This is a genomic window from Streptomyces paromomycinus, from assembly GCF_003865155.1.
Taxonomy (GTDB): domain Bacteria; phylum Actinomycetota; class Actinomycetes; order Streptomycetales; family Streptomycetaceae; genus Streptomyces; species Streptomyces chrestomyceticus.
Genome location: NZ_BHZD01000001.1, coordinates 6,592,850 through 6,610,474 on the forward strand (window position 1 = coordinate 6,592,850; position 17,625 = coordinate 6,610,474).

General features: G+C 71.3%; 15 protein-coding genes. 8 read left to right on the forward strand and 7 right to left on the reverse strand.

The window, feature by feature from the left end:
- Positions 1–171 precede the first annotated feature (171 nt).
- From OEIGOIKO_RS28225 to era, 5 genes are all read left to right on the forward strand, one after another.
- Positions 172–1,779 (forward strand): NAD(P)-binding domain-containing protein, encoded by a 1,608-nt coding sequence (locus tag OEIGOIKO_RS28225; protein WP_125059054.1) that lies wholly within the window; start codon positions 172–174, stop codon positions 1,777–1,779.
- Positions 1,776–2,867: an alpha-hydroxy acid oxidase gene (locus OEIGOIKO_RS28230; protein WP_125056344.1), complete on the forward strand. Its 1,092-nt coding sequence runs from the start codon at positions 1,776–1,778 to the stop codon at positions 2,865–2,867. Before OEIGOIKO_RS28225 ends, OEIGOIKO_RS28230 begins: the two co-directional genes overlap by 4 nt.
- A 74-nt stretch (positions 2,868–2,941) precedes the next feature.
- Positions 2,942–4,342: a cytochrome P450 gene (locus OEIGOIKO_RS28235; protein WP_125059056.1), complete on the forward strand. Its 1,401-nt coding sequence runs from the start codon at positions 2,942–2,944 to the stop codon at positions 4,340–4,342.
- Positions 4,343–4,445: 103 nt separating this feature from the next.
- A complete protein-coding gene (locus tag OEIGOIKO_RS28240; RefSeq protein ID WP_125056345.1) occupies positions 4,446–5,714 on the forward strand; it encodes a cation:proton antiporter in 1,269 nt (422 codons plus the stop codon).
- Between the two features lie 42 nt (positions 5,715–5,756).
- Complete coding sequence (era, locus tag OEIGOIKO_RS28245; RefSeq protein ID WP_371858976.1) at positions 5,757–6,704, forward strand: GTPase Era; 948 nt, start codon at positions 5,757–5,759, stop codon at positions 6,702–6,704.
- Positions 6,705–6,734: 30 nt separating this feature from the next.
- Here the strand turns inward: era and OEIGOIKO_RS28250 are convergent, their stop codons facing one another.
- From OEIGOIKO_RS28250 to OEIGOIKO_RS28280, 7 genes are all read right to left on the reverse strand, one after another.
- Positions 6,735–7,937, reverse strand: coding sequence for an MFS transporter (locus OEIGOIKO_RS28250; protein ID WP_125056346.1), 1,203 nt, complete (start codon positions 7,935–7,937; stop codon positions 6,735–6,737).
- Between the two features lie 137 nt (positions 7,938–8,074).
- A complete protein-coding gene (locus OEIGOIKO_RS28255; protein WP_125056347.1) occupies positions 8,075–9,466 on the reverse strand; it encodes a GH1 family beta-glucosidase in 1,392 nt (463 codons plus the stop codon).
- Positions 9,467–9,540: 74 nt separating this feature from the next.
- On the reverse strand, positions 9,541–10,101 hold the full coding sequence (locus OEIGOIKO_RS28260) for a hypothetical protein (RefSeq protein WP_125056348.1): 561 nt from the start codon (positions 10,099–10,101) through the stop codon (positions 9,541–9,543).
- Positions 10,102–10,172: 71 nt separating this feature from the next.
- Positions 10,173–11,816: an alpha/beta hydrolase gene (locus OEIGOIKO_RS28265; RefSeq protein ID WP_125056349.1), complete on the reverse strand. Its 1,644-nt coding sequence runs from the start codon at positions 11,814–11,816 to the stop codon at positions 10,173–10,175.
- 3 nt (positions 11,817–11,819) lie between these two features.
- On the reverse strand, positions 11,820–12,134 hold the full coding sequence (locus OEIGOIKO_RS28270) for a hypothetical protein (protein ID WP_125056350.1): 315 nt from the start codon (positions 12,132–12,134) through the stop codon (positions 11,820–11,822).
- A gap of 101 nt (positions 12,135–12,235) precedes the next feature.
- Positions 12,236–12,502: a protealysin inhibitor emfourin gene (locus tag OEIGOIKO_RS28275; RefSeq protein ID WP_125056351.1), complete on the reverse strand. Its 267-nt coding sequence runs from the start codon at positions 12,500–12,502 to the stop codon at positions 12,236–12,238.
- 61 nt (positions 12,503–12,563) lie between these two features.
- Positions 12,564–13,628, reverse strand: coding sequence for a M4 family metallopeptidase (locus OEIGOIKO_RS28280; RefSeq protein ID WP_125056352.1), 1,065 nt, complete (start codon positions 13,626–13,628; stop codon positions 12,564–12,566).
- Positions 13,629–13,930: 302 nt separating this feature from the next.
- On the opposite strand from OEIGOIKO_RS28280, the gene leuA reads away from it, so the two are divergent.
- The 3 genes from leuA to recO all read left to right on the forward strand — a co-directional run bounded on the left by leuA (position 13,931) and on the right by recO (position 17,562).
- A complete protein-coding gene (gene leuA / locus OEIGOIKO_RS28290) occupies positions 13,931–15,718 on the forward strand; it encodes a 2-isopropylmalate synthase (RefSeq protein WP_125056354.1) in 1,788 nt (595 codons plus the stop codon).
- 250 nt (positions 15,719–15,968) lie between these two features.
- Positions 15,969–16,694 carry a TerB family tellurite resistance protein gene (locus OEIGOIKO_RS28295; protein WP_125056355.1) on the forward strand — a complete coding sequence of 242 codons (726 nt, stop codon included), beginning with the start codon at positions 15,969–15,971 and terminating at the stop codon, positions 16,692–16,694.
- A gap of 121 nt (positions 16,695–16,815) precedes the next feature.
- Entirely contained in the window at positions 16,816–17,562 is a 747-nt protein-coding gene (gene recO, locus OEIGOIKO_RS28300; RefSeq protein WP_125047120.1) for a DNA repair protein RecO, read from the forward strand.
- Positions 17,563–17,625: the final 63 nt, after the last annotated feature.

Below are 17,625 nucleotides of genomic sequence, written 5' to 3' on the forward strand. Positions count from 1 at the left end.
GACCTAGTGACACTGGCTTGTGCAGCGTACTCGCAAACATCGGATTCGGTGTGACGCAGATCACTTATATGCGCTCTGGTGTCGTTCTTTAATGCTCAAGTACTCTCGGTTTCCGCTCCATCTCCATACCCCCGCAGGTGACAGGAGAATTGCGTGAGCCACGACGAAACGATGGACTATCTGGTGGTCGGCGCCGGCCCCGCGGGATTACAAGCCGGATATTTCCTGCAACAGGCCGGACGCAGTCATCTCATCGTGGAGTCGGGCGCGGCTCCCGGTGAATTCTTCACCCGCTTCCCCCGGCACCGCACCCTCATCTCGATCAACAAGGTGCACACCGGCTGGGACGACCCCGAGCTGAACATGCGCACCGACTGGAACTCGCTGCTCTCCGACGAGCACCGTCCGCTGTTCACCGCCCGCACCGCGCGTTATTTCCCGGACGCCGACGAGATGGTCGGCTATCTGGCCGACTTCGCCGCCGCCCACCGCCTCCGCATCCGCTACGGCACCCGGATCACCGAGATATCGAGGCCGGACACCGGCCCGTCCGGACCCGGTGACTTCCTCGCCCGCGCCGCCGACGGCACCACGTACCGCGCGCGGCGGGTCATCGTGGCGACCGGCGTCACCCGCCCGTACGTCCCCGCCATCGAGGGCGTCGAGACGGTCGAGCGCTACGACGAGGTCTCCGTCGACCCGGCCGGCTTCACCGGGCAGCGGGTGCTGATCATCGGCCGCGCCAACTCCGCGTTCGAGACCGCCGACAACCTCATCGAGACCGCCGCCGTCATCCACGTCGCCGGGCCCGGCTCGCTGAAGCTCGCCTGGCAGACCCATTTCGTGGGACACCTGAGGGCCGTCAACAACAACTTCCTCGACACCTATCAGCTGAAATTGCAGAACGCGGTGCTGGACGGAAACATCGAGCGTATCCGGCAGCAGCCGGACGGCTCCTACGTGGTGTCCGTGTCCTTTTCCCGGGTCAACGAGGTCGTCAAGGACATCGCTTACGACCGGGTCATCCTCGCCACCGGATTCCGCTTCGACCCGTCGATATTCGCCCCGGAGTGCCGTCCCGAACTCGCCGTCAACGACCGTTTCCCGGCCCAGACCGACGCCTGGGAATCCCCGAACGTCCCCGGTCTGTACTTCGCCGGCACCATCACCCAGGTACGCGACTTCAAGAAATCCACCAGTGGTTTCATCCATGGCTTCCGGTACGGCGTACGGGCCTTGCACCGCATCCTCGAAGCCCGCCACCACGACCGCCCCTGGCCCGCCCGCGCCCTGCCCGCCACCGCCGAGGCGGTCACCGACGCCATGATCGCCCGCGTCAACCGCAGCTCGGCGCTCTTCCAGGTGTTCGGCTTCCTCGGTGACGCGGTGCTCGTCGACCGGGACGGCACGGTCCGCTACTGCGAGGAAGTCCCGGTCGACCACCTGCACACCGCCGTCGCCGACGGCGGCTTCGGCGAGGTGGGCTCCTACTTCACCGTCACCCTCGAATACGGCGAGGGCCACGACAAGGTCAACCCCTTCGACATCAGCGCGGGCCGGGTCTCCCAGCAGGACACCACCGGCCTGGACGGCCGCTACCTGCACCCGGTCGTGCGCGCCTTCGACGGCGCCGCCCCCGGCAAGGCGACCGCCGAACACCACCTGACCGAGAACCTGGAGAACGAGTGGGACAGCGAGGAGGTCCACCGCGCACCCCTGCGGACCTTCCTGCGCCCCCGGCTCACCGGCCCGGCACCGGCACCGGCGGCCCGGCCGTGATCCCCACCCTCACCGACCTGCGCGAGCGGGCCCGGAAGCGGCTGGACCCGCGGGTGTACGACTTCTTCGAAGGGGGTGCCGGAGGCGAGACGGCGCTCCACGAGAACGAGGCGGCCTTCCGCAGACTCGCCCTGCTGCCGCGCGTCCTGCGCGGGGCGGCCACCCGCGACCTGTCCGTGACGCTGTGCGGCGACCGCCTGGCGATGCCCGTCCTGGTCTCGCCCACCGCCTTCCACCGCCTCGCGCACCCCGAGGGCGAGCCGGCCACCGCCCGCGCGACGGCGGCCGCCGGCACGGTCCTGGTCACCGGCATGGCGGCGACCGTGCCGGTGGCCGAGGTCACCGCCGCCGCCCGCGCCGTACAGGCCGACGCGGCCGTCTGGTTCCAGCTCTACCTCCAGCCCGAACCGGAGGTCACCCTCGCCCTCGTCCGCAGGGCCGAACGGGCCGGCTGCACGGCGCTGGTCGTCACGGTCGACTCACCCGTCTTCGGCCGCCGCGAGCGGGACGCCCGGCACGGCTTCGACGACCTGCCCGCCGGCCTGGCCGCAGAGAACATGCGCGGCTTGCCCGGTGCCACCGACGACCGCCCCCGCGACATCGCCATGTCCCCCGGACTCTCCTGGGACGACCTGCGCAGACTGCGGGCACAGACCCGGCTGCCGGTGCTGCTCAAGGGCATCCTGCACCCCGGGGACGCGCGGATCGCGGTCGCCGAGGGCGTGGACGGGCTGCTGGTCTCCAACCACGGCGGCCGGCAGCTCGACGCCGCACCGGCGAGCATCGAGGCGCTGCCCGCCGTGGCCGAGGCGGTCGCGGGCCGCATACCGGTCCTCCTGGACGGCGGCGTCCGCCGGGGCTCCGACGCCGCTGTGGCCCTCGCGCTGGGCGCGTCCGCCGTCGGCGTCGGCCGTCCGGTGCTGTGGGGCCTGGCCGCGGACGGCGAGAAAGGCGTACGGCACGTACTGGAGCTGCTGCGCGCGGAGTTCGACCACGTACTGGCGCTGTGCGGCGGCGGCAGCCCGGCCGACCTCGGACCGGACCTCGTCGTCGCGCGGGGGAGCGTACGGGGCGGTGAGGCCCGGTGAACCGCCTCCGGGCCACCGGCCGCCTCCGGGCCACCGGCCGCCCCCGGCCCGCCGGCCGAACGCGGACCCTCCGGCTGCTCGCCGCCACGGCCGCCGCCCTCTCCGTCCCGTACTGGCTGCCGCGCTCCGTCGTCGCCGCCCGCGTAGCGCTCTTCGCCCGGATCAACGGCGACGAGGGCATCGCCTTCCCGAATGCCGCCGTCCCCGCCGAGCGTTTCCAGGAGGTCTACTCCCACCCGGCCGCCAACGGCCGCAGCCGCGGCGCCGCCCTCTCGGACCTCTTCTGGTACTGGCTCGCGCCCGGCCCCGAGGTCCACCAGGAACACCTGGAGGACGGCCCGCGCTACGACGACGTCGCCCGCACCACCCTCACCGTGCTCGCCGGCCCCAGCCGGGACCTGTCCGCGGCGGCGGCCCGCCGTACCGCCGCCGTGCTCGACGAACGGGGCATCGGCCGCGCCACGTTCGTGCGGCTGTGCGACCTGATGATGCCGGTCTGGGCGGAATTCTTCTACGGCCGGGTCTTCCGCGAACCGTGCCCGGCCGCCGTCCGGCGCCTGATCGTCGACAACGCCGAGGACGTGGTCAACTCCCTGAAGTGCACCCGGCCGCGCCATCTGGCCCGCCGGGCCCGCCTCACCCGCCACCTGCGGCAGCGCATCGCCGCCGGGCACGTGCCGCCGCACCACCTGCCGGGCTCCCTCACCCCCGACGAGCAGGCGTACTACCTCCAGGGCACCTTCTTCAACACGGCCGTCGTCCAGCTCTCCGAGGCCATGGCCCACCTGCTGCTCGTCCTGGCCCAGCACCCGGACGTACAGCGGAAGCTGGCCGCGGCACCCGACGACGAGCGGTACTTCGCCAACGTCCTCGACGAGACGCTGCGCCTCTACCCCCTCTTCGGCGTCGCCCACCGCATCAGCACGGACGACATCCCGCTCGGCCCGGACGCCGTCATCCCCGCCGGCTCCGTCCTGTGCTTCAACTACCCCGACTACCACGCCACCGGCTACGCCGACCCGGACGTCTTCGATCCCGCCCGCTGGGACCGCCTGGTCGCCAAGAACCAGCACCACATCCCGTTCGGCGTCGCCGCCAACCGGCCCTGCCCGGCCTGGCGGCTGGCCCCGCTGGTCATGCGCGCCGCGACCCGCGAGGTGCTGAGCCGCTTCACCCTCCACTCCGACGTCGCGCACACCCGCTCCATCCCGCACCGCGCCCCCTGCCTGCTGGTCCGGCGCGGCCGCCCGCTGCCGCCGCACCGGCTGTTCGCCGCCCGCGCCTTCCTGCGGGTGCGCGACCGGTGGGAGGACGTGTGGCGCAGCTGCGTCCAGCTCGTCCTCGGTACGTGGATGGTGCTGGACGCCCGCCGCCTGCGTCCGGCCGAGCGGTACTTCGCCGCCCACGACGCCCAGGGCGCCCCGCTGCCGGCCGGCACCGGCGGACCGGCGCGCTGTCCGTATCCGCACGCCTGATCCCCACGCCTGATCCCCACGCCTGGTCCGTACGTCCGGACGCCCGGTCCGTACGCCTGATCCGCACCTCCTCCCTCCCCCGCGAGCCGAAGGATCCTCCGCCATGACCGTCACGGAGTTAGGGCCGGTCTTCTTCCTGGCCGTCGTCGTCATCCTGCTCGTCTGCCGGCTCGTGGGGCGCGCCCTGCGCGCGCTGGGCCAGCCGCCCGTGGTGGGGGAGATGGTCGCCGGTGTGGTGCTCGGACCGTCCGTGCTGGGCCTGCTGGCGCCCGGCCTGGAGACGGCCCTCTTCCCGCCGGAGCTGCGGCCCGCGCTGTACGTCGCCGGGCAGATCGGCCTGGTCGTCTTCATGTTCCAGACCGGGTACGAGTTCCGCTCCGCCGGAATCCGGGCGGTGGCCAGGCCGGCCGCGATGATCTCGGGCGCCGGGATCTTCGTACCGCTCGCGCTGGGCGTGGGACTGACCTACGCCGTGCACGGCCGGGTCGACGTCTTCCCGAAGGACGTGTCCGTCACCGTCTCCGCCCTCTTCGTCGGCGTGACCCTGGCCATCACCGCGTTCCCCATGCTGGCCCGCATCATCACCGAGCGGGGCCTGACCGGCACCCGCTTCGGCTCGCTGTCGCTGGCGTCCGGAGCGGTGGACGACGCGCTGGCGTGGGTGCTGCTCGCCGGGGTGCTGAGCCTGACCGGCACCGGTACCGGGCCGCTGGTCCTCGCCCTCGCCGGGAGCGCCGGCCTGGTGGTCGTGCTGGCCCTGATCGCGCGCTCCGGGCCCCGGCTCACGGACCTGGTGAACCGCCGCGGCCCCGACGAGCTGCTGCTGATCACCGTCGTCGCGCTGTTCATCGCCGCCTGGTACACCGACCGCATCGGCCTGTACGCCGTCTTCGGCGCGTTCAGCCTGGGCGTGGTCTTCCCGCGCTCCGCACCGGTGGACCGGGCCGTCGAGACGATCGCGCCGATCAGCCGGATCGTCTTCCTGCCCCTGTTCTTCACCTACTCCGGCCTGAACACCGACTTCGCGCTGCTGGCCTCGCCCGGCCTGCTGCTGTTCACCGCGGGCTGTGTCGCCCTGGCCGTCCTCGGCAAGCTGGGCGCCTGCTGGCTGGCCGCACGGCTGGCCGGCGAGGAGGGCGGGGTGGCGCTGCGCATCGGCACGCTGATGAACGCGCGGGGCCTGATGCAGCTCATCGCGATCAACATCGGGCTGGCGGCCGGCATCGTCACCCCGTCGATGTTCGCGGTGCTGGTCGTGGTCGCGCTGGTGACGACGGTGATGGCGTCCCCGATGCTGACCCTGTGGGACCGCATCGACGCCCGCCGGGCGCCGGACCGGCCGCGGGCCGAACGGGTCGGTGCCGCGCCCTGACCCCGGGCCTGGTGGTCGGCGCCGCCCCGCCGATCGGGGACAATGGGCGCCATGAGCGTTCGTACAGAGTCCTCCGCCCAGCACCGCGCCGGCTTCGCGTGCTTCGTCGGCCGCCCGAACGCGGGCAAGTCGACCCTCACGAACGCTCTGGTCGGCACGAAGGTGGCGATCACCTCCAACCGCCCGCAGACCACCCGGCACACCGTGCGCGGCATCGTGCACCGCCCGGACGCCCAGCTCGTCCTGGTCGACACCCCGGGCCTGCACAAGCCGCGCACCCTGCTCGGCGAGCGGCTCAACGACGTCGTACGGACCACCTGGGCCGAGGTCGACGTGATCGGCTTCTGCCTGCCCGCCGACCAGAAGCTGGGCCCCGGCGACCGCTTCATCGCGGGTGAGCTGGCCGGCATCAAGAAGACCCCGAAGATCGCCATCGTCACCAAGACCGACCTGGTGGACTCCAAGCAGCTCGCCGAGCAGCTTCTCGCGGTCGATCAGCTGGGCCGGGAGCTGGGCATCGAGTGGGCGGAGATCATTCCGGTGTCGGCCGTCGGCGACCAGCAGGTGCAGCTCGTCGCGGACCTGCTCGTCCCGATGCTCCCGGAGAGCCCCCCGCTCTACCCCGAGGGCGACCTCACCGACGAGCCCGAGCAGGTCATGGTCGCCGAGCTGATCCGCGAGGCGGCGCTCGAAGGCGTACGGGACGAGCTGCCGCACTCCATCGCGGTCGTCGTCGAGGAGATGCTGCCGCGCGAGGACCGCCCGGCGGACAAGCCGCTGCTGGACATCCACGCCAACGTCTACATCGAGCGGCCCAGCCAGAAGGGCATCATCATCGGCCCCAAGGGCAAGCGCCTCAAGGAGGTCGGCGTGAAGTCCCGCAAGCACATCGAGGCGCTGCTCGGCACGCCGGTCTTCCTCGACCTGCACGTGAAGGTCGCCAAGGACTGGCAGCGCGACCCCAAGCAGCTCCGCAAGCTCGGCTTCTGAGACCGGACGGCCGGGGGCCGCGGCGGCCGCTCACTCCACCCCGCGGATCCGCCGCACCAGCAGCGCCCCGGCCAGTCCGATGCCCGCCGCGACCAGGTACAGCACCCGGTAGCCGCCCAGGTACGTCACGACCGGCGCGGCCAGCGCGGGCGCGGCCACCTGCGGCAGCGAATTGGCGACGTTGACGACGCCGAGGTCCCGGCCCCGGTGGGCGGCGGCCGGCAGCACGTCCGTCATCAGGGCGAAGTCCACCGATGTGAAGACGCCGAAGCCGACGCCCAGCAGCGCGGCGGCGACCAGCGCGCCGGTCCAGGTCTGCCACCCGGCGAGCAGCGCGGTGGCCGCCGCCATGATCACGCCGGACCAGAGCACGAACGGCTTGCGGCGGCCCGTACGGTCCGACCAGACTCCGCCGGCCACGACGGTGGCGAGCAGCAGCACCCCGTTGACGGCGGTCAGGATCAGCACGCCGTCCTCGGGGCGGGGCCGGTGCAGCGCGTCCCGCAGGTAGTAGAGCAGGTACAGCAGCGCGATCGCGTTGCCGAGATTGACCAGGAAGCGGGTCAGCCAGGCCCAGGCGAGGTCGGGGTGGCGGCGCGGGCCGATCCAGAACCCGCGGACGAAGGACCGCCACGCGAACGGCGGCCGGTCGCCGGGCCCGATCCGTAGATCCCGGTACCGCAGCACGTACGGCAGCGTGGCCAGCACCGTGAAGCCGGCGCAGGCCGCGTACCCTGCCGCGACACCGCCCGCTACGGTCGCCAGCCCCGTACCGGCCACCACGCCCAGGATCTGCGCCGCGCCCAGCCAGCCGCCCACCGCGCCGCGCTGAAGGTGCGGCACCCGGTCCGGCACGGCCGCGGTCACCGCCGCGAACGCGGCGTTCAGCGCGAGCTGCACCAGGCACCAGCCGGCCGCCATCACGGCGACGCTTTGGGCCGTCGCCAGCAGGCACAGGGCCGCCGCGCCGCCGAGCACTCCGGCCACGATCCACGGCGTACGGCGGCCGAAGCGCGACACCGTACGGTCCGACAGCGCGCCGAAGAACGGATTGGCGACGAGGGAGACCGCGGCGCCCAGGCCCGTGACCCAGGCCAGCACCGACTCCTTCGACGTGCCCGGCGGCGCCAGCTCGGCCGCCTGGAGGGCCAGCAGGATCTGGATCGGGCCGTACCAGCCGGCCCAGACGGCCCCGTTGGCCAGCGCCAGCGCCGCGGTCCAGCCGCGGCCCACCCGCTCGGCCGGCTCGGCGAAGGCCCCGGGTGTCCCGGCGGGAGTCCCGGGTGTCCCGGCCGGAGTCCCCGGTGTCCTGGCCGGGGCCCCCGGTGTGTCTGCGGGACCCCCGGGCGTGCCCGCGGCCCCCGCGCCGGTCACCGCTGGGCCCGCAGCGCGTCCCGCAGCCAGTGGTACGAAGCCTTCGGCGTCCGTTCCAGCGTGGCGTAGTCGACGTGCACCAGCCCGAAGCGCCGGGCGTACCCCTCGGCCCACTCGAAGTTGTCCAGCAGCGACCAGACGAAGTAGCCGCGGACGTCGACCCCGGCGGTGATCGCGTCGTGCAGGGCCCGCAGGTGCCCGTCCAGGAAGGCGATCCGCTCCCGGTCCTCGACGCCCTCGTACGAGCAGCCGTTCTCGGTGATGACGACGGGCGGCAGGCGGTCGCCGTACCGGTCGCGGAAGCCGGTCAGCAACTCGGTCAGCGCCGCGGGCACCACCGGCCACCCGAAGTCCGTCAGCGGACATCCCTCGATCCTGCGTGGCGCGAACGGCAGCCCGGGCGGCAGCTCGATCCCCGCGAAATCGACCGCTCCGGCGTCCTCCGGCGCGGGCGCGGCCACCTTCGCCGGCTGGTAGTAGTTCACCCCGTACCAGTCCAGCGGCTCACCGATGACCCGCAGGTCCTCGTCCACCGGACCGGCCCCGGACAGCAGCGGCGCCGTCAGTTCCTCCTCCGGGTAGCGACCCAGCAGTACCGGCTCCGCGAAGAGACGGTTCAGCAGCAGGTCGTACAGCCCGGCCGCCTTCTGATCGGCGGCCGACTCCGAGGCGGCCCACGTGGGCCCGTGGGAATTGGCAATCCCGATATTGTCAGCCCCTTGCGCCCGCAGCGCCTGCACGGCCAGCCCGTGGCCCAGCAGCAGGTGATGCGCCACGGGCAGTGCCTCGAAGCCCAGCTCCCGGCCCGGCGCGTGCTGACCCAGCCCGTACCCGAGCAGCGTCAGCTCGGCGGGCTCGTTGAGCGTGATCCACCGGTCCACCCGGTCCCCGAGGCGCGCCGCCACGGCGTCCGCGTACGCCGCGAACCGCCGCGCCGTGTCCCGCTCCAGCCACCCGCCCGCCGCCTCGACGGCCTCCGGCGTGTCCCAGTGGAAGAGCGTCGGCACCGGCCGGACCCCCGCCGCGCACAGCTCGTCGACCAGCCGGTCGTAGAAGTCCAGCCCCGCCGCGTTGACCCGCGGGCCGCCGTCCGGCATCACCCGGGGCCAGGCCACCGAGAACCGGTACGCGCCGGCCCCCAGCTCCTTGATCAGCGCGACGTCCTCGCGGTAGCGGTGGTAGTGCCCGGTGGCGACCCGGCCGTCCGAGCCGTCCTTGACCCGCCCGGCCCGCTCCACGAAGGCGTCCCACACCGACCGCCCGCGCCCGTCCTCGTCCACCGCCCCCTCGATCTGGTAGGCGGACGTCGACACGCCCCACACGAACCCCGCGGGAAAACGCGGCAGCGCACCCGACGCGGACCCACCCGGCGCACGTGAAGCGTCCATGCTCCGGATGGTGGTTACCGCCGGGAACAGGTGTCAAGAGGGCCGTGCGGAGCGGGAGGTGACGGCCGGCGTCGTCAGCCGAAGGGGTTGTCGGGGAAGCGGTTCGGCGAGCCGCCCGGCCCGGCAGCGAGCACAGACGTTGTCGGCACGGCCGCCGACGCTGTGGCCGGAGCCGGTGCCGAGACCTGCTCCTGTTTGACGCCGGGGGGCAGGAAGCAGGGGGTGGTGACCGAAAACGTGAGCTGGTCCGGCGGAACGTAGGACTGGACCGAGATGAACAGCCTGTCCCTCCCGCCCTTGGCGTCCAGCAGCGCCCACGGCTTCTTGGTCTTGTCCTCCCGGTATCCGCTGACCTTGTAGCCGTCCGCTTCGAGCTTCCGGCGCATGGCACGCACGGCTTTGCCGTGCTCGGCCTCCGGCACCGGAGCTCTCACGGCATAGGAGAGAATGAATCGCCCGTCATCGGAGGACTCGCCGTCCTTTCCGTGGCAGTCGCGGAACTCTTTGTTGACGGTCTTGCCATCGGCTTTCACGCCGTATTCTGCGGCCAGCGAGTCGATAAGGCCGCGTGCCGCCTGCTCGGCCTGCTCCTGGCTCTTCACGGGCAACGGGTCATTCTTTCCGCCGTCATTCATGCATCCTCCCGATGCGAGCAGGGCGAGTACGACGAGGCCGGTACGGGCCAGCTTCCTCTGGCGTCGGGTGGTTACCACTTCGGGCCTACCGTTCCTGGCGGGACGTACTTCGGGGGTACGTGATAGTCCTCTTCCGACGGGGCCTGACCCACGATGATGCGGCCCTGGTTCTGCAGGCTCGCACTGTCCTCGTCCCAATACCCCGAGTGTCCCTCGGTGTCCACACCGAAGACTTTGCCGCCGAATTCCTTGTCGGCGGGGTTCCCGCCGAGGGTCTTGTCCGAGGTGATCAAGGAGACCGGGTCGTCCTTCGCGTACCCGGCCCAGACGTGGCCGGGATCCATGTGCAGGTCCTTGGCGTGGTCCACCGTCATACCAGGACTGCCGACCACGATGATGTCGTCCGCGTCGATGCCCTTCCCGCCGGAGGCGGCGGCGCCGACCATGGTCGAGCCATAACTGTGGCCGAGGACACTCATGTGAGCGCGATCCCCATGATGGGACTCTCGCAGCCCATGGGTGAATGCGCGCAAGTCAGCTTCGCCCTCTCTGGCCCTTGCCGGGGTGGCGACACTGGCGTCCGCCTCCGGGGCGTTGTACCCGAGCCATGAGACGACTGCGGTTTTCTGCGTACCGTCGTTGTCGTTGGCCGACTTCTGAAGGATGCCAGCCCGATCGATCTGTTCATCGACGTTTGACAGATCGTTGCCGGTGCCCGGCACTTGAATGGCGACGTTGTCGGCGGTGTCCGGATTGCCCTTCGCCACAATGGCTCGCCCGTCACTCTTCGTGTCGATCCCCAGCACGAAAAGCCGCTTGTTCTCGTCGCTGTCGCCGTCGCTCTCGTCCAGCGCATTCTGCAACTTGCGCAGTCCCCCGTACTGCCGCTCGTCGTGAATGCCTAGATCGCCGTTCTGCTTCTTGAGATCATATTCGGACAGGGAGTTGTCCAGGTACTTGCGGTTCGCCTCGTCCCGGTCGGTGGTGGGGATTCCGTCGAGCCAGCCGATCTTCTCGGGACAGGCGTCGATGTACAACTGCCGTTCCTGCGGGGTGAGACCGGCCCACCACTTGGCGTTCTCCTTCGGGTCCTTGTCCGAAGGGATGAACTCGTCACCGATCTGGAACAGTGAGTCGGCGACCTTGCGGGCGCCTTCCCGTGCCTTCGACGCTCCGTAGTCCTTGTCCAGTGTGAAGGCGTCGATCGACTGGAGGAGCTGCATCCCCTCCCAGGAGGCCGATGTCGCGTTGTCGATCGAGTCCTGGACGATGCCCTGGTAGACGCCCATCACGGCGACGCGCTGCTTCTCTGCCGCCTGGGCCTCGGCGTCGTCCGCGTCGGTGGTGCCGGACCGGCTGTCCGTCACCGTGCCGTGGTCGTCGACGGTGTACCCGTCGGCTTCCGCGTCCCGCACCCCTTGACGGAGTTTGTCCTGGGCCAGCTTCATCCTGACGTGCACGGTGTCCAGCACCGTCGCGATGGAGGAGACGTCGGACTGGGCGACGCCCAGTTGGGTCTCGCTCGCCTCCATCTTCCTGAACGCGGTGCGTGCGTCGGCGCCCTCCCACTTGCCGGCGTGCAGCGGCCCGGTCACCTTGTGCCGGTGCTGGACCTGGGCCTCCTCCAGTTCCTGGGCCAGTTTCTGCCAGGTCTTGACCGCGGCTTGCAGGTCGGAGAAGTCCTGCTTGAGCAGTTCATGGAAGTTCTCCGGCACCGCTCACCGCCCCCGGAACGACTGGGCGGTGACGTCTTCGTTGTATTGGTGGCCGTCGGCGGTGCGGCGCAGGCGTGTCGCCGAACTCTCGGCGTCGCCACCGATCCGTTTGCGCAGCTCGTCCAGGGCCATGCCCCAGTCGTGGCCGACCCGCTCCATGTCCGGGCCGACGTGCCAGGTCTTGAGCGCTGTGCCTGCTGCCTCGATGTCGCGCTTTGCCGTGGCGATGGGCTGTTCCAGGTCGTGGCTGATGCTGTCGGCGGCCGCCGCCGACGCTCGCAGCGTCTCGGGTGTGACCGAGATGCCTTCGTTGGGCACGGTTTCTTCCCCCTGCTCGCCGGGCCCGGTCGTGGCCCGTCATCTGATCATGACGGACGGGGCGACGGGTCGGTTGCAGGAGAGCCGAGCCCGGCGGCCGGTCAGCAGCCCTCCTTCAGGACTCTGCTGATCAGCTTGCGCTGTTCTGTGGTGAGGCGGGGGTCGGAGGCGTAGACCGTGTCGCCGTCGATGGTGATCTGGTAGCTGAAACCGTCGGGGACGCCTACCGGGGGCGTACCCCGGCCGGCGGCGGCTGCCTGCTCGGCCAGGGCGTGCCATTCCGCGGCATCGGGGCGGCCGGAGGTGTCGACCTCGGCGTGGCGCTCGATACCGGCGAAGCCGCCGGTGCGTCGTACTTGAATCCGCATGACGGGCTTCCTACCCAGTGGGGCTCGGGGAAACGGACAGAACGGGCCAGATGGTGGCGGATCAGGTGGCGGGCACGCCCACCTGCGACCATGCCTTCAAAAGGGCCTGCAGCACATCGCCCTCACCGTACTTGGTGCGCGCGGTGGCGACCGTCAGGCGTGCGAAGTCGTCGAACTGGGCGTCCTTGTCGAGTTCGCCGCCGGTCAGCGTGGCGTACCAGATCTGGCCGGCCCGCTCCCACGCGTTGCCGCCGAGGGCCGTGGCGAGCAGGTAGAAGGCGTGGTTGGGGATGCCGGAGTTGATGTGCACGCCGCCGTTGTCGCGGGACGTCTTGACGTAGTCGTCCATCGTCGCGGGCTGCGGGTCCTTGCCCAGGACGTCGTCGTCGTACGCGGTGCCCGGGGCCTTCATCGAGCGCAGTGCCTCGCCGGTGACGTTGGGGCCGAGCAGCCCGGCGCCGATCAGCCAGTCGGCCTGGGCGGCGTTCTGGCCCAGCGCGTACTGCTTGATCAGGGCGCCGAAGACGTCCGACATGGACTCGTTGAGCGCGCCGGACTGGCCGAAGTAGTCCAGGTTGGCGGTGTGCTGGGTGACGCCGTGGGTCAGCTCGTGGCCGATGACGTCGACCGGGATGGTGAAGTCGAGGAACAGGTCGTTGTCGCCGTCGCCGAAGACCATCCGCTGGCCGTCCCAGAAGGCGTTGTCGTAGTTCTCGCCGTAGTGGACGGTGGCGTTCAGCGGCAGCCCGGCGTCGTCGATCGAGTGCCGGCCGTAGACCTTCAGGTACAGCTCGAAGGTGGCGCCGAGGCCCGCGTGCGCGCGGTTGACGGAGGCGTCCTTCGACGGCTTGTCGTCCTCGGAGTGCACCTTCTTGCCCGGCAGCGTCTCCTGGTGCTTCGCGTCGTAGATGGTGCGGTTCGGCTTGTCCGACGCGGTGCCGGTGGGCGCGCCGAGGCCGCGGACGGTGGTGATGCGGCGGCGGGTGCGCTGCAGGGCGTCGTGCTCCAGGGTGCGCAGGGCGCGCTGGGAGCGGTTCTCGTCCTCCAGCTGGGACAGCGTGTCGAGGACGTGCGGCGGCACGATCGTGCAGAAGACCGGGTGGCTCTCAGTGGCTTCAGGGTTCATGCACGGCAATGTGGCACTGGGTCATCGGCATGTCACTCCCTGGCGCCATGATTCCCGAAAACGTGTGGTAGATCGCTGTTCAGGGGTTACGCGGGCCCGGTCCCGCATACTGATACGGGGCCGCGGATTCCGCGTCGCCTCGGCTAGGGTGCTGTGCATCATGCGTTACGGGCTGCTTCTCCTTAGCTGCCGCGGCGAGGGTCTGTTGTCGTAGGCCGACCCCCTCCCCGCGGGATTCGGTGTTGCGATTTTCGCCCCGTCGGCCTCTCCCCCCGCGGACACACGAGGAGCCCCGCGCCACCATGACGAATCCGTCGATCGCCGCCCAGAACGCTGAGAACTCCGTCGGCCGCCCCACCCCGATCACCCACGCGACGCGCCCCCAGAAGCCCTCCGGCCTGCCGGTGCACCGCTACCGCGGCTACGAGGCCGTCGACATCGCCGACCGCACCTGGCCCGGCAACCGCATCACCCAGGCCCCCCGCTGGCTGTCCACGGACCTGCGCGACGGCAACCAGGCGCTGATCGACCCCATGTCGCCGGCCCGCAAGCGCGAGATGTTCGACCTGCTGGTGAAGATGGGCTACAAGGAGATCGAGGTCGGCTTCCCCTCGTCCGGGGCCACCGACTTCGACTTCGTACGGTCGATCATCGAAGAGGGCGCCATCCCCGAGGACGTGACGATCTCCGTCCTGACGCAGGCCCGCGAGGAGCTGATCGAGCGGACCGTGGAGTCGCTGCGCGGCGCCCACAAGGCCACCGTCCACCTGTACAACGCCACCGCGCCGGTCTTCCGCCGGGTGGTCTTCCGCGGCTCGCGCGAGCAGGTCAAGCAGATCGCGGTGGACGGCACGCGGCTGGTCGTGGAGTACGCGGAGAAGATCCTGGGCCCGGAGACGGCGTTCGGCTACCAGTACAGCCCGGAGATCTTCACCGACACCGAGCTGGACTTCGCGCTGGAGGTCTGCGAGGGCGTGATGGACGTCTGGCAGCCCGAGGCGGGCCGCGAGATCATCCTGAACCTGCCGGCCACCGTCGAGCGCTCCACCCCCTCCACGCACGCCGACCGCTTCGAGTGGATGTCGCGCAACCTGTCCCGCCGTGAGCACATCTGCCTGTCCGTGCACCCGCACAACGACCGCGGTACCGCGGTGGCCGCCGCCGAGCTGGCGATCATGGCCGGTGCGGACCGGATCGAGGGCTGCCTGTTCGGGCAGGGCGAGCGCACCGGCAACGTGGACCTGGTCACCCTGGGCATGAACCTGTTCAGCCAGGGCGTGGACCCGCAGATCGACTTCTCGCAGATCGACGAGGTCCGCCGGACCGCCGAGTACTGCAACCAGATGGAGGTCCACCCGCGCCACCCGTACGCGGGCGACCTGGTCTACACCGCCTTCTCCGGCTCCCACCAGGACGCCATCAAGAAGGGCTTCGAGGCCATGGAGGCCCAGGCCGCGGAGCAGGGCAAGAGCGTGGACGACCTGGAGTGGGCCGTTCCGTACCTGCCCATCGACCCCAAGGACGTCGGCCGCTCCTACGAGGCCGTGATCCGCGTCAACTCGCAGTCCGGCAAGGGCGGCATCGCGTACGTCCTGAAGAACGACCACAAGCTGGACCTGCCGCGCCGGATGCAGATCGAGTTCTCCAAGACCATCCAGGGCAAGACCGACGCCGAGGGCGGCGAGGTCACGCCGGACGCGATCTGGTCCGTCTTCCAGGACGAGTACCTGCCGACCCCCGAGAACGCCTGGGGCCGGATCGCGCTGCGCAGCGCGCAGACCTCCACGACGACCGAGGGCACCGACGCGCTGACCGTCGAGGCGGTCGTGGACGGCGCCGACACGGTCCTGACCGGCACCGGCAACGGTCCGCTGGCGGCGTTCTTCGACGCGCTGCACGCGATCGACGTGGACGTACGGCTGCTGGACTACGTCGAGCACACGATGAGCGAGGGCGTCGGCGCCCAGGCCGCCGCGTACATCGAGTGCGCGATCGGCGACAAGGTGCTGTGGGGCGTCGGCATCGACGCGAACATCGTGCGCGCCTCGATCAAGGCGGCCGTCTCCGCGGTCAACCGCGCGAGCCGCTGATCACCGGGCCGTCGTGCGGCCCGCGCCCCCGGCCCCCGGGCCGGACCGGCATCCGGGCCGCGCACCGCCTGTGACCTGCGGTGCACCGAGCGTCCCCCGATTCTCGCCACGAGCGCCGGGGGGCGCTTGGGCGTTCAACCGGTTTAAACGGCCGTCTTGTCCGGTCCGCGCTACTGACGCCGCATCACGGATGTGGCTAACATCACGTCAACGCGGCAAAGATGCCGGAGCGTTACGGAGGGTCGACGTGATGCACAAGCTGGCTGTGATGGGTGTGCGGACGTCCTGGCGCACCGTCGCCGACGGCGAGTTCTTCTGCCCCGAGTGCGGCGGGGACCGCAACTACCTCCGGCGGACCGGCCGCCGACGGCTCACCGTCCTCGGTGTGCCGCTGCTGCCGCGCGGCACCGCGGGCCCGGTCGTCGAGTGCTCCGCCTGCCGCGGCCACTTCGCGCTGGACGCGCTGGACCATCCCACCACCACGCGCTTCTCGGCGATGCTCCGGGACGCCGTGCACACCGTCACGCTGGCCGTGCTGGCGGCCGGCGGCACGGCCTCGCCCGGGGTGCGCGGCACCGCGGTGGGCACGGTGCGCGCGGCGGGCTTCGCGGACTGTACGGAGGACCAGCTGCTGACCCTGCTCGCCGCGCTCGCGGCGGACACCGGCCGGCTGCCCGGCGCGCACGACGGCGCCCTGTCGCGCGCGGCCTCCGGCAGCGCCGGCCGTCCCGGCGGCGGCCTCGACCCGTGCGGCACGGCGCTGGCCATAGAGCTGCACGAGGCGCTGGAGCCGCTGGCTCCGCACCTGGCCCCGGCGGGCCGGGAGTCGCTGCTCCTCCAGGGCGCGCGGATCGCCCTGGCCGACGGCCCGTACCTGCCGTCCGAGCGTGAGGTCCTGACCACCGTGGGCGCCGCCCTGCTGCTCTGCCCGGACGACACCGCCCGGCTGCTGGCGGCGGCCCGTACGCCGTCCTGAGCGGGGCCGGGCGCCCCGCGGTTCCCGAGTGCCCCGAGCGCCCTGAGAGGCCCGCACGGAGCCGTACGCCCGGACCCGCCCGTGTGCGGCCGTCCCCGCCGGGTGCGCGAGAATGGACCGCATGAGTCTGTTCCGCGACGACGGCATTGTGCTGCGCACCCAGAAGCTGGGCGAGGCGGACCGGATCATCACGTTCCTCACCCGCGGTCACGGCCGGGTACGCGCCGTGGCCCGGGGCGTACGCCGTACGAAGTCCAAGTTCGGCGCCCGGCTGGAGCCGTTCTCCCACGTCGACGTGCAGTTCTACGCCCGCGGCAGCGAGCTGGTCGGGCGCGGCCTGCCGATGTGCACCCAGAGCGAGACCATCGCCGCCTACGGGGGCGGCATCGTCACGGACTACGCCCGCTACACCGCCGGTACGGCCATGCTGGAGACCGCCGAGCGGTTCACCGACCACGAGGGCGAGCCGGCCGTGCAGCAGTACCTGCTGCTGGTCGGCGGACTGCGCACGCTTGCGCGCGGCGAGCACGAACCGCACCTGGTGCTGGACGCCTTCCTGCTGCGCTCGCTCGCGGTCAACGGCTACGCCCCCAGCTTCGACGGCTGCGCCAAGTGCGGGCTGCCCGGCCCGAACCGGTTCTTCTCCGTGGGGTCGGGCGGTGTGGTGTGCGGCGACTGCCGGGTGCCCGGCAGCGTCGTACCCTCCTCCGAGGCCATCGGGCTGCTGGCGGCGCTGCTGTCCGGCGACTGGGCGACGGCGGACGCCTGCGAACCCCGGCACGTCCGGGAGGGCAGCGGACTCGTCGCGGCCTACCTGCACTGGCATCTGGAGCGCGGCCTGCGCTCGCTGCGGTACGTAGAGAAATAGATAGGCTCAGCAGTTCGGGGGCGACCGCCGGCCGGCGACGGACGGCGGCCCGGACACGGGGCA